The organism is Flavobacterium xylosi, from assembly GCF_042787345.1.
Lineage (GTDB): Bacteria > Bacteroidota > Bacteroidia > Flavobacteriales > Flavobacteriaceae > Flavobacterium > Flavobacterium xylosi.
Map to the genome: position 1 here is coordinate 89,432 of NZ_JBHZPZ010000009.1, position 23,820 is coordinate 113,251.

Genomic DNA, 23,820 nt, shown 5'->3' on the forward strand with positions numbered 1-23,820 from the left:
TTAACCAACGGACAGAATAATAAAACAGAATTGGCTTTAGCCAAAAATCAGCATTCTTATTTTGACTAAAGCCAACAAAAACAAAACTATTAACTTCGTTGGTTAAAACCAAAAGCAATTGCATATAGTCCGTTAAAAATCCTAATCTCTATTTCTTATAGTATTTTTTATACTTTGGATAGGAAATAGCTCCAAATATAGTAATTGCTCCAATAGAATACCAAATCCAACTCAAAGAATGTGCTTCTCCACTTGCGTAGGAATGCAATCCTACCAAGTGAAAATTGACTCCATAATACGTAAACAAAATAGATATAAAAGCAAACATACTCATCAGGTTAAATATCCATTTACCACGTAAAGACGGAACAAAACGAGCATGAATCACAAAAGCATAAACCATAATACTAATTAAAGCCCAAGTTTCTTTTGGATCCCAACCCCAATAACGCCCCCAACTCTCGTTGGCCCATTGTCCTCCAAGGAAGTTTCCAATGGTTAGCATAATTAGACCGATTGTCAAAGCCATTTCGTTAATATAAGTGATTTCCTGAATATTCAAATCCATTTTGGCTTTGTTTTTTTCATTGGTAAACAAAATCAACAATAATGAAACCGTACCCAAAATCATTCCTAATGCAAACGGCCCATAACTCGCCACAATTACCGCAACGTGAATCATTAACCAATACGAATTCAGAACAGGTTGCAGATTCGCAATTTCCGGATCAATCCAGTTTTGATAAGCAGCCCAAAGAATCATCGCGGTTACAAAGGCTGAAGAAGCTACAGTCAATTTTGATTTTATATCAAATGCTAAACCAAAGAACATGGTTGCCCAAGCTATATATATGATCGATTCATAGGCATTACTCCAAGGTGCATGACCGGAAATATACCAACGGGCAATTAAACCTGCAGTATGCAATACAAATAATAATCCTATTATAACATGCATTGTATTTACTGCTATAGTTAATACTTTGCGCTCTTTAAAGATTTGTAAAATCGTAAAAAACAACATCAAAATAGCCGCTAAGATATACCAATAAGGAAGTTTCTGGAAAACATCATATGTATTATACAGTATTTCGGTCGTGATTTTTTCTTCACTTGGTCTCACTTTTCTGCCAAATCTTTTTTGGAAACCATTCATGCTTTCCAATAATTCATCGGCTGTTTTATAATCCTTGGTTTCAGCTGCATTAGTCAAAGTACCAAAATACAATGGCAATACATTTTTAGTATAGGTAGCTTCCATTCCTTTCAATCCCGATTCATTCAATTCTAAGTAAGATATCCATTTATTATTTTTATCCTCAGGAATTGGGAAAATTTTCAATATTCGTCCGCTTAGCGCAGATTCCATCAGATTTACTTTTTTGTCAGTTTCGATAAAACCTTTTTCAAAACTATTTGGATTTGCTGATTTGAATGCTTCTTCTAAATATTTAGAAAGCTTATAATTCCCTTTTTCGTCAAAGAAAGATACGAAAGGAGCAAATTTTGCCGCTTTATCAATTCCTATAATTTTACGAATACTATCGTTTTCCGGTTTGATATAGATAATTGGAATTTCAATCCAATAACTCGCGTATTGTGTCATGGACAAAAATACCTGATCAGAATTCATTCCGTTATAAGAATCATCATGACTTACTTTTCGCAACAATTCAGAAGAAAACGTATTAATAGGTTTCATCCTTCCACCAGCGTCTTGGATAACTAATCTTCCAAATTTTGCTGCATGCACTTCCGGAACTTTATATTTAGTAATCAAAGCATTTAGTTCGTCCTGACTCAATACTTTTTTAGTGTGATTGGCATGTGTTGCAGGTGCAGCTTCGGCTTCGGTATGAGCCTGTCCTTCATGATCTGCGTGATTGTGTTCCTGTTCCTGCGCGAAACCATTAAAACTAAGCATTAGAACTAAAATTGTAAGCAACTTAGCCTTCTTCACTTTTACTACTTCTAGTTTTCGTTTCAAATCAGCAAAACGGGAATACTTGGTAAACATAATCGACATCATTGCAAAAAACAACATGAAATAACCGCTGTAAGTAATCGCTGTTCCCCAGAAATCGTGATTCACGGATAAAACCGTTCCTTTTTCGTCAGGATCGAATGAAGATTGAAAAAAGCGAAACTGTTTATAATCTAAAACATTATTCATAAAAATTCTGGCATCAAATGATTTAGTTGAATCCTGAACGGTAACCTTGCTTTCAAAAGAAGAATAACTTTTCTCCGTTCCTGGATATTTTTGGGCAATAAAATCATTTAGTTTTATCTTGAAAGGCAAGACATACGCCTTACTTCCGTAGAATAAAGTATAATCTATATTTCCTATTTTCACTGTTTTAGATTCTCCAATTTTACCTTTAGAGCCTAGTACAGTAACTTCTTTTTGCTGTCCATCTGCACTAACATTCAAAACTAAAGCATCTTCATGATTCTTCTCCTTAAAATCATTTTTTGATTCATACGCAATTACACCTTTCACCGCAGGATCTGGGAATACAAAGCGCATTTCTCCAATAGTATACAAAGAACGCATCATCAATGGTTGCGCAGCACCTTTATTCACTTTACCCTGTAATTTATCAGCCATACGCATATAATTCCCTTCAAATGGTGTCTGGATGGTGCTGGTGTTGCCGGTAATATTGATATTTATTGCTCCTTCAGTATATTTATTTAATGAGAATAATACGTTATGTATGTTTTGAATTTCACCTTCTTTTAGCATGTGTTCATGACGTCCGCCATCACCTGCTTCTACGATTTTAAAATACAAAGTGCCTTTAGGATCCGGTTTGATAATTTCTTTTGCACCCAAAATAAAATTTTTATATTCTACTTTGAATTCAGTATCAGCAAATTTATCTGAGATAGAAAAATTATTATTGGTAACTGGCGAAAGCAACAAAAGTTTTTCAAAAACTCTGCGTTTCATTTCGCCTTTGTATTCCCCGTCAACAAAAACAGTAAGAAAAGTTTTATCTGAAAAAACTTGATTTTCCGCAGCGCCTTCGCGAATGGGCATCATCCCTTCATAACTAATATATCGAGTTACGAAAGCTCCCAAAAGAATAAAGACAAAAGATAAATGGAGTAATAAAGTGGCCCATTTTTCTTTTTTTAATAATTGATAACGCTTGATGTTTCCTATGAAATTGATAAGAAAAAACACCATTATGGCTTCAAACCACCAAGCGTTGTAAACCCAAATTTTTGCTGTATCAGTGTTATATTTGCTTTCGATAAAAGTTCCGACGCCCATTGCAATTGCAAATGATAAGAAAAGTATGGCCATTAATCGCGTAGAGAACAAAATAGAGAATATTTTTTTAATCATTTGTAATGTATTTTATTTCTTATAAAGTGCCACAAAAGTACTTAAAAATGTTGAGTTCTATATTCGTTCAATTGTTAATTTAATCCAAAATTAAGACTTTTTGTTTTCTGATAAAAAAATGATTTTGATACTAATTATACTTAGCAAACTATTGCAAAAAACAGTAAAAAACGGTTCATATTTTTTTCCTAATTTTGCCCTATGACTAAAGTAATAATTATCGGTTCTGGAAATGTAGCACAACATTTAATTGCTGCTTTTCAAAAATCCCAAAACATGGGGACAGAAATCGACTTGATTCAAGTTTTTTCAAGACAAAAAGAAAGTGTCTCTCACCTGCTCGATTTAAAAAAAATCACAGATGACCTAGCGACTTTGGAAGAAGCGGACTTGTATATCATAGCCGTTTCTGATGATGCGATCGCTGCTGTTTCTTCGCAAATTCCGTTCAAAAATCGTTTGGTGGTGCACACTTCCGGAAGTATTCCCTTAAATGCTTTGGATGATGATAATCGAAAAGGCGTATTTTATCCGTTGCAGACATTTACCAAAAACAAAGAAGTTGATTTTAAAACCATCCCTATTTGTTTAGAAAGCGAAAATGCTACTGATTTTCAATTATTGGAAAAGGTGGCAAAAATGATTTCCGATAAAGTTTTTGCCATTAATTCAGAACAACGGAAAGCATTGCATGTCGCGGCAGTATTTGTCAATAATTTCACCAATCATTTGTACCAAATAGGAAGTGAAATTTGTCAGGAAAATCAAGTTCCTTTCGAAATTCTAAAACCTCTAATTTCAGAAACTGCTCAAAAAATAATGGTACTTTCGCCAGAGGAAGCACAAACCGGACCGGCAAAACGCAATGATAGTGCTACTATTGAAGCGCATAAAGCTTTTTTATCCGATGAGAACCATTTGAAAATTTATAAAACACTAACACAATCTATACAGCATAATGGCAAAAAGTTATAAAGAAATAATGAACGATATCACCACTTTTATTTTTGATGTCGATGGCGTACTAACCGATAGTTCTGTTTTTGTAACCAATGAAGGAGATATACTGCGCACCATGAATATTCGTGATGGTTATGCCATGAAAGCAGCTGTAGAAAGCGGTTATAATGTATGTATTATTTCAGGCGGAAGTAATGAAGGCGTGCGGGTTCGACTAAGAAACCTTGGTATCACTGACATTCATTTAGGAACATCAAACAAAGTAGAAACCTTTGATGAATATACCGATGTTTACAATATAAATCCGGAACACGTTTTGTATATGGGAGATGATATTCCTGATTATCATGTTATGAAATTAGTTGGTTTACCTGCTTGTCCGCAAGACGCGAGTCCTGAAATTAAGGGGATTTGTAAATATATTTCGCATATAAACGGCGGAAAAGGATCGGCTCGGGACGTGATTGAACAAGTCATGAAAGTGCAAGGAAAATGGATGGAACATTTTGACGGAAAACACGATTAAATAGTTTTCAGTAGCAGTTTTCAGTCACATTCAGTACTGAAAACTGCGACTGCGACTCAACACTGAACACTAAATATGAAGTACCTAAAACTAATCCGTTACCAAAATTTGTTGCTGCTTGCATTTATGCAACTCGTTTTCAGATATGGTTTTTTCAAATTTCAAAATATCCCATTGTCACTGGCAGATTGGCAATATTTATTATTAGTATTATCAACCGTTTTGATTGCAGCAGGCGGTTATGTAATTAATAATATAGTTGACCAGAATACGGATAATGATAACAAACCAAAGGACGTCGTTGTAGGTAAATCCATCTCTGAAGCAAAAGCATACAATATATACGTTGTGCTTAATTGTGTTGGTGTGGGGATTGGATTTTATCTGTCAAATGTGATAATGAAACCTGGTTTTGCCTCTATATTTATTTTGATAGCCGCTACGCTTTATCTTTATGCTACAAGCTTAAAGCAAATGGTTCTAATTGGCAATATTGTTGTGGCTTTATTGCTCGCTTTCAGTGTTGTTATAATAGGGATTTTTGATTTATATCCCGCTACTTATGAAGGAAATCAGGCGCAAATGGCTGTTATATTTTCAATTCTTTTAGATTATGCTATTTTTACTTTTTTCCTTAATTTCATTAGGGAAATCGTTAAAGATTTAGAGGATGTAAATGGCGATTATAACTATGGTATAAATACTTTACCGGTAGCAATAGGAATTAACAGAACCACTAAAACAGTTTTTGCATTAAGTATTATCCCTTTAATAGCAATCCTTTTTTATATCTATAACAATTTGTTCCTACTGATTTACACCACTATTTACTTCTTAATTTTTGTTGTGGGACCACTGCTCTATTTCACAATGAAAATTTGGAATGCAAAAACAAAAAAAGACTTTTCTCAATTGAGTTTTTTACTAAAATGGATACTTTTTTTCGGAATTTTATCTATTGTTGTAATCACCATAAATATGAATTATAATGCTTAAAAATAAATTAAAAAAATACAAACTAATTCTTGCTTCGGGTTCTCCAAGACGTCAACAATTCTTTAAAGATCTAGATTTGGATTTTGAAATCCGGGTAAAAGAAATCGAAGAAGTATATCCTGCGGAATTAAAAGCATCAGCAATTACAGATTATTTGGCTGAATTGAAAGCGAGTGCATTTGAAGGCGAATTAAAGCCCAATGAAATACTTATAACAAGTGATACGATTGTTTGGCATAACAATAAGGCTTTGGGCAAACCAAAAGACCCGCAAGATGCTTTTGAAATCCTGAAATCATTGTCGAATACTACTCACGATGTGATTACCTCGGTTTGTTTTAAAACTACTTCAGAAACAACGGTTCTTAACGAGCTGACTAAAGTTACTTTCAACGAATTAAGTGATGAAGCTATTTATTATTATTTGGAAAATTACAAACCGTTTGATAAAGCGGGTGCTTATGGTATTCAGGAATGGATTGGTTTTATCGGGGTTTCAAAAATTGAAGGTTCTTATGCTAATGTGATGGGCATGCCAACGGATAAAGTGTATGAATATTTAAGCAAATTAGCCTAATTAATCATGGATATAGACCTAATTTTCGATTATACAAAAGAACTAATTGGTTCAGGAATACTTTTGATTGTGTACATTTCATTACGATTGATAACTACAAAATTAGTAAGGCGTTATGCTAAATCAAGTCACACTCTTGAACATCGAACTAATTTAGTAATCAAATACATTCATTTATTTATTAATATTTTAGTATTGATCGCTTTAGTTTTAATTTGGGGAGTGCAGACTAAAGATATTTTTATTGCTCTTTCCTCTATTACAACTGTTGTAGGGGTTGCCATGTTTGCGCAATGGTCTATTTTGAGTAACATCACATCTGGTATTATTTTGTTCTTTTCTTTTCCGTTTAAAATTGGCGACATAATAAAAATTCATGACAAAGATTTTCCTTTTGAAGCCGAAATCGAAGATATTGGGGCTTTTCATGTGTACTTAAAAACCGATGACGGAGAAAAGGTTATCTATCCTAACAATTTACTTTTGCAAAAAGGAATTTCAATACTGAAAAATCATTTTGATGATAAAGAATTTATAGATTAATTGCAATTTTGTGAAAATATAATTTAATTTGGTTCCAGTTATAAATCATTTTAGTGTTTATGTGTAAATTATATAACAATTTAAAAAAAATCTATAAACTGTAAAAGTTTTTATTACCTCATATTTGCTTGTTAAATTTTAAATTATATCTTGTTACAGTTTAGTACAAGATAAATACAACGAAAAATATGAATGACACTATAAAACTTCCATTCTACGCAAAACTTACTCTGATTTTATTGAGTCTGATTAGCTTTGGCTATATTTTTTATATCGGTCAGGAAATCTTAATTCCAATTCTGTTGTCTTTTATATTTGCCATATTATTACGACCAATTGCTCATTTTATAAGACACAAACTTCGTTTTCCACATGTTATAGCAGTTATGATTACTGTTTTGCTATTTATTTTATTTTTTATTGGACTTTTTGCATTTCTATCAATTCAGATTAGTGAGATTGCTAATGATTTTAATAAAATCGAAAGAAATTTTACCATTCACATGCAAAATATTCAACAATATATCAGGGAACATTTTAATATAAGTTCAAGAGAACAAAAAGAATATCTTGACACAGCTACTGAGGATTCGATGGAAAAAGGAAAAGAAATGATAGGAACGACTTTAATGTCCTTTACGGATACACTCCTAAACCTTATTTTAATTCCTATTTATACTTTTTTAATCCTTTTGTACAGAACGCATTTCATGTTGTTTTTTTCTAAATTGATAAAAAAAGAGTACCATCCTAAATTGCAGGATATATTGTGTCAAATAAAAGTAGCTGTAAAAAGTTATATCGTTGGTTTAATTATAGAAATGATTCTGGTTTCTGTATTAACTACAGTTGGATTCATGTTAATAGGTGTTAAATATGCCGTTTTATTGGGGATTATCACCGGGCTTCTAAATTTAATCCCTTACGTTGGAATATTGTTCGCAGGTGCTTTAAGTATTGTAGCGTCGCTAACTGGCACACCTGATTTATCAATAATTATTGGTGTCATTGTAGTCAACATAATTGTACAGTTGATTGATAACAATGTATTAGTCCCATTAGTTGTAAGTTCAAAAGTCCAAATAAATGCATTTGTATCTATTGTAGGTATTATAATAGGCTCGGCAATTTGTGGGATTTCTGGAATGTTTTTGGCTATTCCGATAATTGCCATTCTAAAAGTAATTTTTGACAGAATAGAATATTTAGAACCTTGGGGATATTTAATGGGAGATGATTTACCAAAAACATATACTTGGCGCAATATTAAATTACCACTTTTTGATTCAGAAACATCTGCAAAAAAAATCATAATCAAAACAGATATTATTGTTCCTATGTTTACAGAAACAACTACTGAAAATGATCTGAATAGAACTAATGATGAGAACTCAAATTCTCAGAGTTAAAAGAATTAAAACAATTTAAAGATTTTTTTTTAGATGCTAAAAAAACAACAACTTATATTATTCTTTTTGATATTCTGTTACTCTCAAGTTTCTTTTTCGCAAGTGGACAAACCCAAAAAAGATTCTTCCGAAGTGTACAAAAACATTCAAACCTATTCTAAAAAAAATAAATTCACGCGATTGGTTCATAAATTAGTTTTTAGACCCGTTAATCTAAAAGGTGCAAAGAAAAAAGTAGTACAAAAAAAACACCAAGCTTTTGAAGGCAAAATAATTAGAAAAATTAATATCATTACCTTAGACCCGTTTGGATTTTCAGAAATTGATTCTACAAAAAGACCCAAAAACTGGGCAGAAAGAGAAGGAAACAGAATACACATTAAAACCAACAGACTTGCAATTCTGAATTTATTACTTATTCGAAAAAACAAACCATTAGATTCTCTATTAGTAAAGGAGTCCGAACGTATAATTAGAACTCAAAGATATGTTAGCAGAGTTAGTATAACTTCGGAACTAATCAAAAACAACCCCGATTCTGTAGATGTTTCCGTTCGGGTTTTGGATACGTGGAGTTTGATCCCAAAAGGCTCTGTTTCAAGCTCCAGAGCTACTTTCGATTTGAATGAACGTAATTTTATAGGTTCCGGTCATGAATTTGACAATAAATTTAGAAATCGGTTCAGTGATGGAAAAATCGCCTATAGTTTAGCCTATAGCATTCCAAATATCAAAAATACATTTATAAAAACGACCATAAGATATTTCATAGATTTAGATGATTATTACGGGAAAAGTATCAATATTGAACGTCCTTTTTATTCCCCTTTAACAAAATGGGCCGGTGGAATTTATGTAGACCAACAATTTAGAAAAGATACGCTTCAAGATTCTAATTTGATATATGCCAAACTAAATTTCAGATATAATTCACAAGATCTATGGATTGGCCGTGCTTTTAAAATTTTTAAAGGGAATACCGAAAGTGACAGAACAACAAATCTAATCCTATCAGGCCGATTTTTAAATATAAAATATCTTGAAAGTCCTTCCATTGACTATGACCCTATCGATTTCTATTCAGCAGAAAAATTCCTTCTTTCGGGAATTGGCTTCACTTCAAGAAAATTCGTTGAAGATAAATACATATTTAAAAACGGCATCATCGAGGATGTTCCCATTGGAAAAATATATGGAATAACGGGCGGATATCAATATAAAAACAATCAGGGACGCTATTATTTAGGTGCTCGAGCTTCTTTCGGAAACTATTATCCTTGGGGTTTTTTAAGTACCAATATTGAGTTGGGCACTTTTTTTGACAAATCAACGACCACCCAAACTGCTTTTTTATTTCAGGCCAATTATTTCACCAATTTGATTGATCTGGGAAAATGGAAATTAAGACAGTTTATTAAACCACAATTCATATTGGGAATAAACCGTGCAAATTCTATTGGGGACCAACTTACCATAAATGAAAATTATGGAATTAATGGTTTTAATAGTGCTCAATATGGAACAAAAAAACTAATATTGACTTTACAGACTCAAGTGTATTCTCCGTGGGATCTGTGGGGATTTCGATTGAATCCTTACTTTAATTATTCAATTGCTATGCTTGCTAATGCTGAAAAAGGATTGGGTAACAGTAAAGCATATTCTAAAGTTAGTGTTGGATTTATTATAAATAATGACTTTTTAGTTTTCAGTGCTTTCCAAATATCACTTTCCTATTATCCTTCAATTCCTAATATTGGTGAGAATATCTTTAAAACTAATTCATTTGAAACTACTGACTTTGGCTTTCAGGATTTTGAATTGGCTAAACCGCGCACAGTAATTTTTAAATAAAGGAAGGTTCAATCTTGTAATCATAATTTATTCGTTTTTAATAAAGTGTGAATTATGTAATTTTATCATAAAATTCTATAAATATATATTTACCTTTTTTTCTTATATTTACATTATAAAAATATTTTAACTAAAACCTTGAAGAAAATGAAAAAAGTTACATTTTATTTAATGATGATGGTATTATCATTAAGTGCTTTTCCAACTACAATTTTGGCCGCTGAAAAAGCACCAACAACAGTAACAAATACTACAAAAGAAGTACCTGCAGAGGTAAAGGTTTTGTTAAATCGTTTAGATGAAATTAAAGCAATGGATAAATCTTCCATGAAATCTTCAGAGAAAAAAGCACTTCGTAAAGAAGTACGTGCAATTAAATCTGAGCTAGCAGCAACAGGAAATGGTGTTTATTTTTCAGTTGGTGCAATTATCATCATTATCCTTTTATTGATTCTTTTGTTGTAATTAATCTTTAAAATATATGCAAAAGAGAGGTTAATTAACTTCTCTTTTTTTTTGAAAGTAAGTCCCAATTAAGTTATTTGGCACAATTGTTGGCTTTATAAAAACATTAGCTTATTAAGTTAATAGAACATGAATATTAATTAAAAATTTTAAAAATGAAAACATTAAAACTAATCGCCTTAGGAATAATCCTTTTTGCCTCAAGTACAATACACTCCCAAGTTTCAGTAAATGTAAATATTGGTTCACCTCCAGCATGGGGTCCGGTAGGATATTCTAACGTAGACTATTATTATTTACCTGATGTTCAAGCATATTATGACATTAGAGCTACACAATTTATTTATTTAAATGGAGGAACATGGACTCGATCGAGATATTTGCCAGGACCATATAGAAATTATAACTTGTATAATGGATATAAAGTAGTACTAAACGATTACCACGGATCTAGACCATACAGTAACTTTAAAAGTCATAAAGTTAAATATTACAAAGGATATCACGGTAAACCACAAAAATCAATAGGTTCATACCGTAAAAATGATAAAAAATACGAAAATCATGGTGACAATGGTAACTACAATAATGGTCATAAAGAAGGAAAAGGTGACAAAGGCAATGGAAACGGAAAACACTAATTTCTAATGGCAACCTACAAATACTAAAAAACTCCACTAGTGGAGTTTTTTTTATTTAAAAATAATTTCTTTTTTAGAATTTATTCGAACAACACAAAAAGGATTTGTAAAAACTTGTGTAACCATACCTCCTGGTTCAGGGATAGTTTCTTTGACCGTAATAACTATATTCTTGTCTGTTTCAACAACATTTTCGATTCCTATTTTATACCCTCCCGTTGTTTTTTGTCCCATATTTAAAATAACAAAATTTGACGTTTGAATATCATTCGGCCCAATTTTATTTTTTAAATTCTCATCCCCTTGAAGCATCTTAATTTCGTTAGGTTCCGAAAGAATTTCAAAAAAACGTATACTAGCTCCACCATCATTTTGTTGTGTTAAGATTTCAAACAAAGGCCTTTTTTCTATAGTTTTATTAGTGGAAGAACACGAAAACAATAATACGGTTAAAAATACAAGAGCAATTTTTTTCATTTTTTTAATAAAATTAAGAAGGTTTAAAGATAGAATCTTATACGTATTGATTTATTGCCTTTTTATATAACTCTTCATACAAAGGCAAAATGTTTTTGATATCAAATCTTTTAGCAATAGTAAGTGCATTTTCTTTGAATTTTTTTAAAGTTTCATCATCTTTCAAAATTTTCAAAGCATTCTCGGCCATTTCATCGGTATTACCCACATCGCTCAAATAGCCTGAAATTCCATCAAAATTCACTTCCGGTAAACCTCCGGAATTACTCGAAATTACCGGAACACTCCAGGCCATAGCTTCCAAGGCAGCAAGACCAAAGCTCTCCGTTTCAGAAGGCAACAGGAACAAATCCGTATAACTCAGAATTTTATCAATTTCATTACTGTTTCCAAAAAAGATTACCTTATCTAAAATGCCTAATTCTTGGCATAAGTATTCCGCTTTCTCTTTTTCTGGACCATCACCCACCATCATTAACTTGGCAGGAATTTCCTTTTGAATGTTATAAAATATTTTAATAATGTCCGGAATTCGTTTTACTTTTCTAAAATTACTAATATGGGTAATAATACGTTCATTTCCTTTTGCCATAACGGAACGACGACATGGAGTATTAGGATCGTTAGTATTTTTATCTAATTCAATAAAGTTAGGAATAACTTCGATTTCTTTTTTAATATTAAATAATTTAAGGGTATCATCTTTCAAACTTTGGGAAACCGAAGTAACATAATCCGATTTATTGATACTAAAAGTTACGGCAGGCTTATAAAATGGGTGATTCCCAACCAAAGTGATATCCGTTCCGTGAAGTGTAGTAACCATGGGAATATTAATTCCTTCATCCTTCAGCATTTGTTTCGCCATATAGCCCGCATACGCGTGAGGAATGGCATAATGCACATGAAGCAATTCAATTTTATATAACTTCACCATATCCACTAACTTGCTAGACAAAGCCAATTCATAAGGTTGATAAAGAAACAAAGGATATTCAGGTACATTAACTTCATGATAATGCACATTCGGATTTAAAAGAGCCAAACGCACTGGTTGACTATAAGTTATGAAATGAATTTCATGGCCACGTCGAGCCAGTTCAAGGCCTAATTCAGTAGCGACAACTCCACTTCCTCCAAAGGTAGGATAACAAACTATTGCAATTTTCATGTATTTATTTTAATGAAACGAAATTAATAAAATTAGGCTGAAATTTTAGAGAAATACACTTTTATTTAAAATTTCATTCGTTGAATTCTCACCGCATTCAAAATTGCCAATAAAGCCACGCCAACATCCGCAAAAACGGCTTCCCACATAGTGGCTAATCCCCCAGCTCCCATAATTAGGACAACGAATTTTACAGAAAAAGCTAAACCAATATTTTGCCAAACGATTTGTTTGGTTTTTTTTCCAATATTTATTGCTGTAAAAATTTTTGTAGGCTGGTCGTTTTGAATTACTACATCTGCAGTTTCGATTGCAGCATCACTTCCTAAACCGCCCATTGCAATTCCTACATCTGCCAAAGCGATTACTGGTGCATCATTTACTCCATCACCAACAAATGCTATTTTTAAATGCTTTTCTTTTAGTTCTGAGACTTTTTGAACTTTCTCTTCGGGTAATAATTCTCCAAAGGCTTGGTCGATATTCAACTCTTTGGCTATAATTGAAACTATGGCTTGATTATCACCTGAAAGCATAATCGTTTGAACATTTAATTTATGTAAACTCTGAATGGCTTCTTTTGCATCTTCTTTAATTTCATCAGCAATGATAAAATAGCCCACATATTTTTGATTGAGAGCAACTACTATAATTGTATATGGTATCGTGTCAATTTCAGTATCATAATTGATGTCGAATTTTTTCATCAATTTAGCACTTCCTACTAAAATTTCTTTTCCATCTACAAGCCCTTTCATTCCATGACCTGCAATTTCTTCTACTTCAGTAACTGTAGTAGTGTCTTTCACAATGTCCTTCGCATATTCAATTATAGCTGAACCAACAGGATGTGTTGATTTAGTTTCGATTGCAGATGTATATTTTACCAAATCAGCTTCCGAAATTCCAATAGCAACAACTTTTTGCACCTTAAAAACACCCTTGGTCAGTGTTCCGGTTTTGTCCATAACTACAACTTGAATAGAAGCCAAAATATCCAAAAAAGTAGATCCCTTAATTAAAATTCCGTTTCTACTGGCTGCGCCTATTCCACCAAAATAGCCCAAAGGAATAGAAATCACCAATGCACAAGGACATGAAATTACTAAGAAAATTAATGCTCGGTACAACCAATCTTTGAAAACGTAATTCTCAACAAATAACATTGGAAGCAAACAAATTCCAATGGCCAGAAAAACAACAATTGGTGTATAAATTTTGGCGAATTTTCTAATAAATAATTCTGTTGTAGCTTTTTTTGCAGTGGCTTCCTGAACCATTTCCAGAATTTTAGATAATTTACTATCGGTAAAAATGGCTGTAACTTCGACTTCAGCGACTGAGTTGAGATTGATCATTCCGGCAAGAACCATTTCGTCTTTTGATTTGGTATCGGGTTTGCTTTCCCCTGTCAATGCAGCTGTATTGAAAGTAGCAGAATCAGAAAGCAGTTTTCCATCCAAAGCTAATTTTTCACCTTGCTTTAATTGAATAATTTCACCAATGGTAATATCCGAAGCTTTTTTAGAAATGGTTTCGAGTCCTTCAATAACGTTTGCTGAATCCGGCCTTTGGTCCAATAATGCTTTGATGCTTGATTTAGCTCTTTTTACAGCTAACATTTGAAATAATTCCCCAATAGAATAAAATAACATTACGGCAACACCTTCGGCGTATTGGCCAATGCCAAAAGCACCAAGTGTAGCGATGCACATTAGAAAAAACTCTGAAAAAACGTCGCCTTTACGAATACTCTCAAAAGCTTCTTTTAACACTAGGAAACCTACCGGAATGTAAGCTACGCAAAACCATAAAATCCTAACCCAACCCACGAACCAGGTTTGAGGAAAATAATTATCAAATGCAATTGCTGTTAATAGTAATAGTAAACTTAGTATTGAAGGCAAAAACATTTTAAAAACACTATCACTCCCATTGGAATGGTCATGGTCGTGGTCATCGTCAGAATGATTTTCTTGCTCATCATGAGAACAACAACTTACATCTTCGCTCGTTTTATTAACTTTTTTTTCTTCTAATGCGCAACATTTCTCGTCAGGCATATGTTTATTTTGAGATGCCATTTTTAATAATTTTATCTTTTATAAAAAAAGAGAAGTAAATAATAACCAAAAGTGTTACTACAGCTGTAATAATAAATGTTGCATTGGCTCCAAATTGATACCAAATTAATCCTGCCAAAGAACTTGCTATTAAAGTACATATGCTTTGAAATCCCGAATAGGTTCCAATTGCTGTGGCGGTATCTTTTTTATCGGAAATATTGCTGATCCATGCTTTCGAAATTCCTTCAGTTGCGGCGGCATAAACTCCATAAATAAAAAAGAAAAGCGAAATCGCATAGATACTTTTACTGAAAGCCATTCCAAAATAGACTATGGAAAATAAAGATAATCCAAATATAAACATCTTTTTTAAACCTATTTTATCTGCTAAAATACCTATTGGAAATGCCGAAAGCGCATAAACTAAATTGTAAAAAATATAAACTCCAATTACATTTGTATCATTAAGTCCCGCTTGTTTGGCTTTTAATAACAAAAAAATATCTGAACTATTAAATAATGTAAATGCCAACAACCCGATTACTACTTTTCGATATTGCTCCGGACTTGTTTTCCAATAGTTAAGAAATGAAAAAAAAGAGATTGGCTTTTTTTCTATTGGATGGGTTTTAATTTTGTCTTTAAGCAAGAATGATGCTAATACGGCAAGGACACCGGGAATAAAAGCGATATAAAAAAGCGTTTTGTATTGTTTCGGATAAAAATAAAGATAAATCAATGCTATAAGTGGCCCTAAAACAGCACCCAACGTATCCATTGACCTATGAAATCCAAATATTTTACCTTTGGTTTCAGGTGTTGCTTCATCCGATAAAATAGCATCCCTTGCCCCAGTACGAATTCCTTTTCCGAAACGATCAATTGCTCTTGCAAAAAATATCCAAAGCGGAAAGATAAATACTGCCATCATGGGTTTTGAAATAGCACTTAAACTGTAGCCCAGTTGCACAAAGGGAACTCGTTTTCCGGAATTATCAGATAACTTTCCAAAATACCCCTTGCTTAATCCAGCCAAAGCTTCGGCAAATCCCTCTAAAACACCAATTAATACAATTGAAAAACCAATCGTTTTAAGATAAATAGGCATTATAGGATAAAGCATTTCACTTGCAGTGTCGGTAAATAAACTTACCAATGACAATACCCAGACTGTTTTTGTTATGTAATTCAGTATTTTCATTTTGCCTTTTTTTTAAATGATAATTTCATTCCTAAATTACAATTACCTTTCCTTTTTAGACCTTTTCTTGTTAAGCCATTTATTAGCTTTATATGTTATATAAGCGGAACCACTTCCTATGATTGCTCCAGCCAATACATCGCTTGGATAATGAACTCCCAAGTGCATCCTTGAATATCCTACGGCACTCGCCCATACAAAAGAAGGCGCAATAATATACCATTTTGGATAAGCCATACTCAATGTTGTTGCTGTTGCAAAAGCAGTAGAAGTATGACCGGAAGGAAATGAATAACCCGGTGCCGAAGTCGCCTGATCAATATCTGAATATGTATCAAATGGTCTCTCTCGCTTTATAGTACGTTTTAAAGCAGTTGTTATAAATGCTGAAACCAGAAAGGTTTCTCCAATAAATATTGCTTGCTTTTTGATGGTACTGTCTTTCTTTATCAATCCTAAGGAATAAATAATAATGGGAGTTGCAACGCTGATTGGAACGGCACTATTGGTTATTACCTTAAAAGTGGGATCAAAAGATGTATTTCTGTTAACATTAATATCTCTTAAAATATTGATGTCTATATTTTGTGCATTTAAAAAAGTTACGCAAAAAAGAAATAGCGTTAAATAGCCTATTTTAAACACATTCCTCTTATTATTCATAGTATTTATTTTCAAATCAAATATACTATAATACATGGAGCAATTTTTAACTAAATGTTTCAAAATAAATCTTAAAAGCCCTTTTAATCAAAATAGGCCAATATGAAATTGTTTACTAATTTCATATTGGCCTAAAGCTAATTATTGTGTTTAATTACGCTATTTTACAATCGCCTCATATATTACTTCCTGAATATCTTCTCGAATATTTTCTTTAGATAATTTATTTTCAGTAGACAACGGAAAAGTTCTATTAGATAGAAATACATAAACTATTTCGGCTTCAGGATCTGCCCAAGCCATAGTTCCTGTAAAACCGGTATGTCCAAAACTAGTCATTGATGCACATCCGCAGGTAGGTCCGGCAAGTCCTAATTGCGGTTTATCGAATCCAATACCTCTCCTATTCCCTTCGGCACAAAAATAACAGGTATTGAAATCATTAAATGTTTTCTCAGAAAAATATTGGTGATTACCATAAGTCCCTTTCTGCAAATACAATTGCATAATTTTAGCCACATCCATTGCGTTAGAAAAAACACCTGCATGACCAGAAACTCCACCTTCTAATGCTGCCGATAAATCGTTGACATAACCTTGTAAAACTTGTTTACGGAAATAAGAATCAACTTCGGTCGGAGGAATTCTGTTTTTATCAAACTTTTTCAATGGATTAAAGCTTGAATTATTCATCCCAAGTGATTGATAAAAATTTTCTTGAATTAAATCGTCTAATTTTTTACCCGTTGTATTTTCTAAATAATCTTTAAGAATTATAAAAGTAAGATCACTGTATTTGTATTCCTTTTTAATAGCTAATTTACTTTTAATAATCATTTTCATTATCGAGTCATGGAAATCATTTCTTATAAAAAGACTATCGCCTAATTGTTTAGAAAACTGCTCTTCCGAAACTTTTCTGAAATAATTTTCTGAAAGTTTCGATTTATCCATTGTTGCCTTATAAAATGATATTCCAGCCACAAGTCCTGCATAATGAGATAATAATTCCTTGAAACGTATGTTTTCTTTATTCGAATTTTTAAAGATTGGAGACATTGTTCCTAATGTCGTTTCCATATTAATTTTTTGCTGATCATATTGTTGCATCACATTTGGCAAAGTAGCCAAAATCTTTGTTAATGACGCAACATCATAAATATCTGAATCCAAAACCTTCAAATCATTATTATAGGTGTGATAACCAAATGACTTTTGGTAAATAACTTTTCCTTTTCGAGCCACAACTACCTGAATTCCGGGAGTCATTCTGCCATTGATAGCCTTTTGCGCTATAGCATCAATTTTAGACAGTATTTCAGGATTCATCCCCACATTTTCAGGAGCGGTAAATCCCAATCGGTTTAGTTTTTCAGTTGCTAAGCCGTCATTAACTTTGAAATTTGTATTGATGGATACCGGCAATTTTCCTTTGGCTACAATAGCTCCAAAAATTAATTCAGCAGAAACTACTTGTGCAATATCACTATTTTGATACGAAACAACCAATCCTTCAATATCCTCAAAATTTGTTATAGGCAATAAGGAATATGGTTTGGCAAAAACATCCAGAAGAACATTATTATTTCGGGCTAAATAATTGATTTTAAACAATTCATCTGAATTTAACTCTCCATTTTTAAAAGCTACATCAGACTTGTGATAACCAATAATTACGGTTGTAAATGGTTTCAATTTTACTTGTAAACTATCCAAATTTGTATCTGAAATAACCGTTACATCCGCATATTTTTTCAGCGTCGAAACAAAAGAATTGTTGTGATCATCCCCTATTTTTACATAGGCTATTTTTTGATTTTCTAAATTTTTTATAGGTAAAAGAGAAGCCTTATTTTTTAAAACAGTAACAGCATTTTCATATAATTCATACTGTAAAGCTTCATTTTTAGATGAATTTAAATCTTTATATAAATTAGCTTTCTCAATAGGCTTATAGGAATTTAAACCCGCTTTGTATTTGAATTTTAATATTTTCTTTACAGAAAAAGCTAATCTTTCCTCCGTTATTAAATTAGCTGAATAAGCGAGTTTGAATTTATCAATTGCTACAGGAACATTTTCTGGAAATAATAAGATATCGTTTCCAGCCATAAAAGCTTCAAAATTTATTTCGCTAGGAATATTTGAGTTACTTACCCCTTTCATATTCAAAGCATCAGTAAAAATAAGCCCTTCAAAACCCAATTCTTTTTGAAGAACATTCGTAACCACATTATAGGAAATCGATGAAGGATAATTTAATCTGGATTCTAAACTTGGAACATTTAAGTGCGCTACCATAACAGAAGAAAGTCCTTCATGAAACATTTTTCTGTAAGGATAAAACTCCACCTCTTCCAATCTTTCTTTAGAGAAATTGATTGTCGGCAATCCTTTATGGGAATCAGTCTCTGTATCACCATGCCCGGGGAAATGTTTTCCGGTAGAAAAAACACCTTGACTTTGTACCCCTTTCATTAAAGCAATGGCGTGTTCAGTAACCTTGTATTTATCTTCTCCAAAAGAACGAAAACCTATAATAGGATTCCTTGGATTTGTGTTAATGTCAAGAACGGGCGCAAAGTTAAATTGTAAACCTAATCGCTTACTTTGCTCTCCCATTTGAACACCTACTTTCTCTATCAATTTCATATCCTGAATGGCTCCAAGAGTCATATTCCAAGGATATATAGAGGTCGAATCAAGTCGCATACCCAAACCCCATTCTGCATCATTACCAATAAATAATGGAAATTTTGACTTGGATTGAAAACGATTAGCCAAATTCGCTTGACGAACCGGACCACCTTGAAAAAAGATTAATCCTCCAATTTTGTTTTCAGTAATTAGTTTATCAATAGCATTAAAATGGACCGTATCTTTATTAGAATAAGCAGCTACCATAAATAACTGGCCTATTCGTTCATCCATTGTCATTTTACTATAAATACTATCTACCCATTTAGTCCCTTTAGGAGGTAACTCAAAAAGCGTAGGTGCATTTTTTAAATCATCAGCAGAAACACCTGTTTTTGATGGTATATTGGTTAGAATTCTTTTAGGCTTATTAATTTTTGTACCAACACAACTAACGGCAACAAAAAGAAACAGGACATAAAATAAAACAATTCTGATGCCTATTTTTTTCATTGAACTATTTTGTTTAAAAAAAGCGACTATGCCAGCTGTCAATAGCTGGAACTTCCCATGATTCATTGTATTCTTCTATATTATTAACCAAATTATTGAAAACAATTGTGTTCTCAGTAACGGCTTTATCTTTGACCATTTTCTTAAAATCGATCAAAGGCTTATGCGCAATATGCTCGCCTAATTTGAAAGTCACATTCATTTTATCCAATAAATCGACAGTGTATTTTTGTTCTAGACTTTGAATAAAGTCAACAGATGAATCAATTGAACATCCTGTTGCAGCCTGAACATCCTGATCAACGGCAATTATAATAAATCTATTGTATTTTAATTGATACGATGATACCAAACTTGTTCCGTGTGCAGCCCAACTTTCAAGAAAGGATTGCAAGGCAGTTTCTATTTCAGAAAATTCGGCATCCGAAAATTTTCTGTTTGATTGATAAATCCAGATTTTAGATTCTTCGGGTAAATTTTCAAATGGAACGTACATGATGATTTTTGATTTTAGATTGCAAATTTTAGATTGAAGATTTTAATTAAGATTGCTTACAAATCTTGCGCATTAGCTATTAACTCTGCAATGTCCATAACTTTTACATCACCTTCTTTTTCTTTATTTTTAATACCATCAGTCATCATTGTATTACAAAAAGGACAACCTGCAGCAATAATATCCGGTTTTGTTTCTAATGCATCTTCGGTTCTTTCAACGTTGATTTCCTTATTTCCAGGTTCAGCATCTTTAAACATTTGTGCACCACCGGCACCACAACATAATCCATTCGCTTTAGAACGCTTCATTTCAACTAATTCGGCATCCAGTTTAAGAATTAAATCTCTTGGCGCTTCATAGACATTGTTAGCTCTTCCTAAATAACACGGATCGTGAAAAGTGATTCGCTTTCCTTTAAATTGTCCTCCTTCGATTGTCAGTCTTCCATCATCCAATAGCGATTTCAAAAACTCCGTATGATGAACTACCTCGTATTTTCCGCCTAATTCAGGATATTCATTTTTCAAAGTATTAAAACAATGCGGACAAGCTGTAACAATTTTTTTTGCTTCGTATGCATTTAAAACCTCAATATTCATCATGGCCTGCATTTGAAACAAAAACTCATTTCCAGCTCTTTTTGCAGGATCTCCAGTACAACTTTCTTCGGTACCAAGAACTGCAAAAGAAACATTCGTACGATTTAAAATTCGCACAAATGCCTTTGTTATTTTTTTTGCTCTATCATCAAAACTCCCTGCACAACCTACCCAAAATAAAACTTCTGGTTGTTTTCCCTGAGCTAGCATTTCTGCCATCGTTGGCACTATTAAATTTTCTGACATGATTTTTTTATTGATTCGGTTACTCAATGATTGTTGATTCAGTTAAACGTTTAAACGAATAAGCAATTAAACTGTAAAATATTAGTTTTCGTTTTTCCAATTCAATCGGTCTTGTTGATTGTATTGCCATGGTGCACCATTATTTTCTATATTGGTCATCATCGCATTTATTGGCATTGGCGCGGCACTTTGTTCCATAACTAAATAACGTCGCATATCCATAATTATTGATAGCGGACTTATACTTACTGGACATTCCTCTACACATGCATTACAAGAAGTACATGCCCAAAGTTCTTCTGGGGTAATATAATCGTTTAACAATGATTTGTTATCCGGAATGAAAACTCCTTTATTTGCATCTATATTCCTACCTACTTCTTCAATTCTATCTCTAGTATCCATCATAATTTTACGAGGAGACAATTTTTTTCCTGTAATATTAGCTGGGCATGAGGAAGTACAACGACCACATTCTGTACAAGTATAAGCATTCAATAATTGAACCCAATTTAAATCTTGTACATCACTTGCTCCAAACTTACTTGGCACTTCATTTTCACCAGCTGGTGGCGCTGCTGCAAATGGATCTGCGTTTGGATCCATCATCAACTTTACTTCTTTGGTAACGGATTCTAAGTTATCAAATTGACCTTGAGGATTTAGATCTGCAAAATAAGTATTAGGAAAAGCCAATAATATATGTAAGTGTTTTGAAAAGTACAAGTAATTCATAAAAATCAAAATACCGGTGATGTGCAACCACCAAAATATTTCGGTAAGAAGCATCACCAATTCATTTGACATTCCGTTAAATAAAGGCTCGATAAACTGACTTATAGGAAATGAACCTGCTTTAATAAAATGAGAAAAACCTCCGGGAATGTTTTGTAAATGCAAATCTGATGCGTTCATCAACAAAAATAAAGTCATCAAAACAACTTCGAAATACAGAATATAATCGGCGTCATTTTTAGGAGAACCCTTTAAATCTGAGCTTGCAAATCGCTTTAATCTTATAATATTTCTTCTTGTCCAAAAAGCAATTACAGCAACTAAAACTAATACTGCTAATATTTCAAAAGAAGCTATCAATACATCATATACTGGTCCTAAAAAAGCAAAAACCCTGTGAGTTCCAAATAAACCGTCAATGATTATTTCTAATAATTCTATATTGATTATTACAAAACCAACATATACTACAATATGGAGTGCTCCAGCTATTGGTCTTTTCACCATTTTAGACTGCCCAAGAGCAATCATGGCCATATTATTCCAACGTGCTTTAGCGTTATCTTTTCTGTTAACTGCTATACCTAGATTTATATTTCTAATAATTTTTCTAATATTATTATAAAAATATCCAAAACCTATAACCAATAATATGGCAAATAATACATTGTCTAAATAGCTCATAATTGCTAGTTTTTTGTTTTTATTATTGAATCATTTTTTGGAGCAACATATGGCTTATTTTTCTTTCCGAATAAAGAAACATTGACATATCTTGTTGGCGCTAATCTTATATCTTGCAATAATAATTCTAATTCTTTAGTTGTCGCTTTCAAATTTTCATAGAAGGCTTCATCGCTTAATAATTTACCCATAGAACCCTTTCCAGATTCTAAACCACTCATTATACCGTCAACTCTTACTAATGTTTTATTTAGATTTCTTATTGTTTTTCCTAAATCAGCTTTATTCAATGAGTCTGATATTTTAGAAAAATCACCCGAAATTTTATTGAAATTCGTAACAGCACCTTTTATTTGAACTTTGTTTTCATCCAATAATGTATTTACACTCGCAGATGCTTTATGAAATTGTTCTATAGTCTTAGATAACTCTGATAAACTTACTTTCAAATCTTCTTGACCTTTTTTATCTAAAACATTATTAATACCTGTTATTAGTTGGTCAGTATGAAGCATTATTTTTTCAAATTTATCCTGAATTGGAGCTAATTGATCACCCACTTTTTCAGTAAGACCTAATTTCACATCTCCACGCAGTCTTTGACCATCCTCGGCTATTGTTTTATCTTCAAAATTAGGATAAATACCAATTTGCTTTCCTCCAATAAATCCTGGCTCATAAATAGTAGCTACACTGGATTTAGAAATTGGGAAATCAGTTTTTAATTGAAGTTCAACTAATAGATTTCCATTTTCAGGATTTAATGCAATGCTATTCACTTTACCAATCACTAGACCGTTTAAGGTTACAGGCGAGGATGTGGCTAATCCCTCAACATTTTTATACTCAACATAAAAAGTTTTGTAATTTGCAAAAAGATCTCTTCCTTTTAGAAAACTGTAGCCCCAAATAAATAATAATATAGATGCAATAACTAGTACGGCAGTTTTAATTTCTCTTGTTATTTTCAAAATTTAAGTATTTTGCACAAATTTAATAT

The 23,820-nt window shown here is 32.5% G+C and carries 20 protein-coding genes; 9 read left to right on the forward strand and 11 right to left on the reverse strand.

Going from position 1 to position 23,820, the window contains the following annotated elements:
* Window positions 1–148: 148 nt before the first annotated feature.
* Entirely contained in the window at window positions 149–3,358 is a 3,210-nt protein-coding gene (locus ACFX5E_RS09170; RefSeq protein WP_379854902.1) for a cytochrome c biogenesis protein CcsA, read from the reverse strand.
* Between the two features lie 201 nt (window positions 3,359–3,559).
* Here ACFX5E_RS09170 and ACFX5E_RS09175 point away from each other — a divergent pair, with 201 nt between their 5' ends.
* The 9 genes from ACFX5E_RS09175 (at window position 3,560) to ACFX5E_RS09215 (ending at window position 11,329) form a co-directional block, all read left to right on the forward strand.
* Window positions 3,560–4,333: a Rossmann-like and DUF2520 domain-containing protein gene (locus ACFX5E_RS09175; protein WP_379854903.1), complete on the forward strand. Its 774-nt coding sequence runs from the start codon at window positions 3,560–3,562 to the stop codon at window positions 4,331–4,333.
* Complete coding sequence (locus ACFX5E_RS09180; protein WP_379854904.1) at window positions 4,317–4,844, forward strand: KdsC family phosphatase; 528 nt, start codon at window positions 4,317–4,319, stop codon at window positions 4,842–4,844. The genes ACFX5E_RS09175 and ACFX5E_RS09180 overlap by 17 nt, the downstream gene beginning before the upstream one ends.
* 75 nt (window positions 4,845–4,919) lie before the next feature.
* A complete protein-coding gene (locus ACFX5E_RS09185) occupies window positions 4,920–5,840 on the forward strand; it encodes a geranylgeranylglycerol-phosphate geranylgeranyltransferase (RefSeq protein WP_379854905.1) in 921 nt (306 codons plus the stop codon).
* Window positions 5,833–6,417 (forward strand): Maf-like protein, encoded by a 585-nt coding sequence (locus tag ACFX5E_RS09190; RefSeq protein ID WP_379854906.1) that lies wholly within the window; start codon window positions 5,833–5,835, stop codon window positions 6,415–6,417. Before ACFX5E_RS09185 ends, ACFX5E_RS09190 begins: the two co-directional genes overlap by 8 nt.
* A gap of 6 nt (window positions 6,418–6,423) precedes the next feature.
* A complete protein-coding gene (locus tag ACFX5E_RS09195) occupies window positions 6,424–6,960 on the forward strand; it encodes a mechanosensitive ion channel domain-containing protein (RefSeq protein WP_379854907.1) in 537 nt (178 codons plus the stop codon).
* 188 nt (window positions 6,961–7,148) lie between these two features.
* Window positions 7,149–8,369, forward strand: coding sequence for an AI-2E family transporter (locus tag ACFX5E_RS09200; protein ID WP_379854908.1), 1,221 nt, complete (start codon window positions 7,149–7,151; stop codon window positions 8,367–8,369).
* Window positions 8,370–8,402: 33 nt separating this feature from the next.
* Window positions 8,403–10,223: a BamA/TamA family outer membrane protein gene (locus ACFX5E_RS09205; RefSeq protein WP_379854909.1), complete on the forward strand. Its 1,821-nt coding sequence runs from the start codon at window positions 8,403–8,405 to the stop codon at window positions 10,221–10,223.
* Window positions 10,224–10,370: 147 nt separating this feature from the next.
* Complete coding sequence (locus ACFX5E_RS09210; protein ID WP_379854910.1) at window positions 10,371–10,688, forward strand: hypothetical protein; 318 nt, start codon at window positions 10,371–10,373, stop codon at window positions 10,686–10,688.
* A gap of 155 nt (window positions 10,689–10,843) precedes the next feature.
* On the forward strand, window positions 10,844–11,329 hold the full coding sequence (locus ACFX5E_RS09215) for a hypothetical protein (protein ID WP_379854911.1): 486 nt from the start codon (window positions 10,844–10,846) through the stop codon (window positions 11,327–11,329).
* A 51-nt stretch (window positions 11,330–11,380) separates the two neighbouring features.
* On the opposite strand, the gene ACFX5E_RS09220 is transcribed toward ACFX5E_RS09215, so the two are convergent.
* The 10 genes from ACFX5E_RS09220 to ACFX5E_RS09265 form a co-directional block, all read right to left on the reverse strand.
* On the reverse strand, window positions 11,381–11,806 hold the full coding sequence (locus tag ACFX5E_RS09220) for a protease complex subunit PrcB family protein (RefSeq protein ID WP_379854912.1): 426 nt from the start codon (window positions 11,804–11,806) through the stop codon (window positions 11,381–11,383).
* 37 nt (window positions 11,807–11,843) lie between these two features.
* Complete coding sequence (gene bshA / locus ACFX5E_RS09225) at window positions 11,844–12,977, reverse strand: N-acetyl-alpha-D-glucosaminyl L-malate synthase BshA (protein WP_379854913.1); 1,134 nt, start codon at window positions 12,975–12,977, stop codon at window positions 11,844–11,846.
* Window positions 12,978–13,042: 65 nt separating this feature from the next.
* Window positions 13,043–15,061, reverse strand: a complete 2,019-nt coding sequence (locus tag ACFX5E_RS09230; RefSeq protein ID WP_379854914.1) for a heavy metal translocating P-type ATPase — start codon at window positions 15,059–15,061, stop codon at window positions 13,043–13,045.
* Entirely contained in the window at window positions 15,045–16,244 is a 1,200-nt protein-coding gene (locus ACFX5E_RS09235; protein ID WP_379854915.1) for an MFS transporter, read from the reverse strand. Before ACFX5E_RS09235 ends, ACFX5E_RS09230 begins: the two co-directional genes overlap by 17 nt.
* 42 nt (window positions 16,245–16,286) lie before the next feature.
* Window positions 16,287–16,907: a phosphatase PAP2 family protein gene (locus tag ACFX5E_RS09240; RefSeq protein WP_379854916.1), complete on the reverse strand. Its 621-nt coding sequence runs from the start codon at window positions 16,905–16,907 to the stop codon at window positions 16,287–16,289.
* Between the two features lie 159 nt (window positions 16,908–17,066).
* A complete protein-coding gene (locus ACFX5E_RS09245) occupies window positions 17,067–20,057 on the reverse strand; it encodes a glycoside hydrolase family 3 N-terminal domain-containing protein (RefSeq protein WP_379854917.1) in 2,991 nt (996 codons plus the stop codon).
* A 13-nt stretch (window positions 20,058–20,070) separates the two neighbouring features.
* Window positions 20,071–20,553, reverse strand: coding sequence for an ABC transporter ATPase (locus tag ACFX5E_RS09250; RefSeq protein WP_379854918.1), 483 nt, complete (start codon window positions 20,551–20,553; stop codon window positions 20,071–20,073).
* Between the two features lie 56 nt (window positions 20,554–20,609).
* Entirely contained in the window at window positions 20,610–21,401 is a 792-nt protein-coding gene (locus tag ACFX5E_RS09255) for a (Fe-S)-binding protein (RefSeq protein ID WP_379854919.1), read from the reverse strand.
* Window positions 21,402–21,482: 81 nt separating this feature from the next.
* The gene (locus ACFX5E_RS09260; protein WP_379854920.1) at window positions 21,483–22,820 is read right to left on the reverse strand and encodes a 4Fe-4S dicluster domain-containing protein; all 1,338 of its coding nucleotides are present in this window, start codon (window positions 22,818–22,820) and stop codon (window positions 21,483–21,485) included.
* Between the two features lie 5 nt (window positions 22,821–22,825).
* Window positions 22,826–23,791: an MlaD family protein gene (locus ACFX5E_RS09265; RefSeq protein WP_379854921.1), complete on the reverse strand. Its 966-nt coding sequence runs from the start codon at window positions 23,789–23,791 to the stop codon at window positions 22,826–22,828.
* Window positions 23,792–23,820 lie beyond the last annotated feature (29 nt).

Bases quoted from the DNA above. Each gene is read 5' to 3' on its own strand.
- ACFX5E_RS09175 (WP_379854903.1), top strand. From the start codon at position 3,560: ATGACTAAAGTAATAATTATCGGTTCTGGAAATGTAGCACAACATTTA.
- ACFX5E_RS09240 (WP_379854916.1), bottom strand. From the start codon at position 16,907: ATGAATAATAAGAGGAATGTGTTTAAAATAGGCTATTTAACGCTATTT.
- ACFX5E_RS09235 (WP_379854915.1), bottom strand. From the start codon at position 16,244: ATGAAAATACTGAATTACATAACAAAAACAGTCTGGGTATTGTCATTG.
- ACFX5E_RS09170 (WP_379854902.1), bottom strand. From the start codon at position 3,358: ATGATTAAAAAAATATTCTCTATTTTGTTCTCTACGCGATTAATGGCC.
- ACFX5E_RS09260 (WP_379854920.1), bottom strand. From the start codon at position 22,820: ATGAGCTATTTAGACAATGTATTATTTGCCATATTATTGGTTATAGGT.
- ACFX5E_RS09180 (WP_379854904.1), top strand. From the start codon at position 4,317: ATGGCAAAAAGTTATAAAGAAATAATGAACGATATCACCACTTTTATT.
- ACFX5E_RS09250 (WP_379854918.1), bottom strand. From the start codon at position 20,553: ATGTACGTTCCATTTGAAAATTTACCCGAAGAATCTAAAATCTGGATT.
- ACFX5E_RS09255 (WP_379854919.1), bottom strand. From the start codon at position 21,401: ATGTCAGAAAATTTAATAGTGCCAACGATGGCAGAAATGCTAGCTCAG.
- ACFX5E_RS09210 (WP_379854910.1), top strand. From the start codon at position 10,371: ATGAAAAAAGTTACATTTTATTTAATGATGATGGTATTATCATTAAGT.
- ACFX5E_RS09205 (WP_379854909.1), top strand. From the start codon at position 8,403: ATGCTAAAAAAACAACAACTTATATTATTCTTTTTGATATTCTGTTAC.
- ACFX5E_RS09200 (WP_379854908.1), top strand. From the start codon at position 7,149: ATGAATGACACTATAAAACTTCCATTCTACGCAAAACTTACTCTGATT.
- bshA (WP_379854913.1), bottom strand. From the start codon at position 12,977: ATGAAAATTGCAATAGTTTGTTATCCTACCTTTGGAGGAAGTGGAGTT.
- ACFX5E_RS09245 (WP_379854917.1), bottom strand. From the start codon at position 20,057: ATGAAAAAAATAGGCATCAGAATTGTTTTATTTTATGTCCTGTTTCTT.
- ACFX5E_RS09215 (WP_379854911.1), top strand. From the start codon at position 10,844: ATGAAAACATTAAAACTAATCGCCTTAGGAATAATCCTTTTTGCCTCA.
- ACFX5E_RS09230 (WP_379854914.1), bottom strand. From the start codon at position 15,061: ATGGCATCTCAAAATAAACATATGCCTGACGAGAAATGTTGCGCATTA.
- ACFX5E_RS09185 (WP_379854905.1), top strand. From the start codon at position 4,920: ATGAAGTACCTAAAACTAATCCGTTACCAAAATTTGTTGCTGCTTGCA.
- ACFX5E_RS09220 (WP_379854912.1), bottom strand. From the start codon at position 11,806: ATGAAAAAAATTGCTCTTGTATTTTTAACCGTATTATTGTTTTCGTGT.
- ACFX5E_RS09190 (WP_379854906.1), top strand. From the start codon at position 5,833: ATGCTTAAAAATAAATTAAAAAAATACAAACTAATTCTTGCTTCGGGT.
- ACFX5E_RS09195 (WP_379854907.1), top strand. From the start codon at position 6,424: ATGGATATAGACCTAATTTTCGATTATACAAAAGAACTAATTGGTTCA.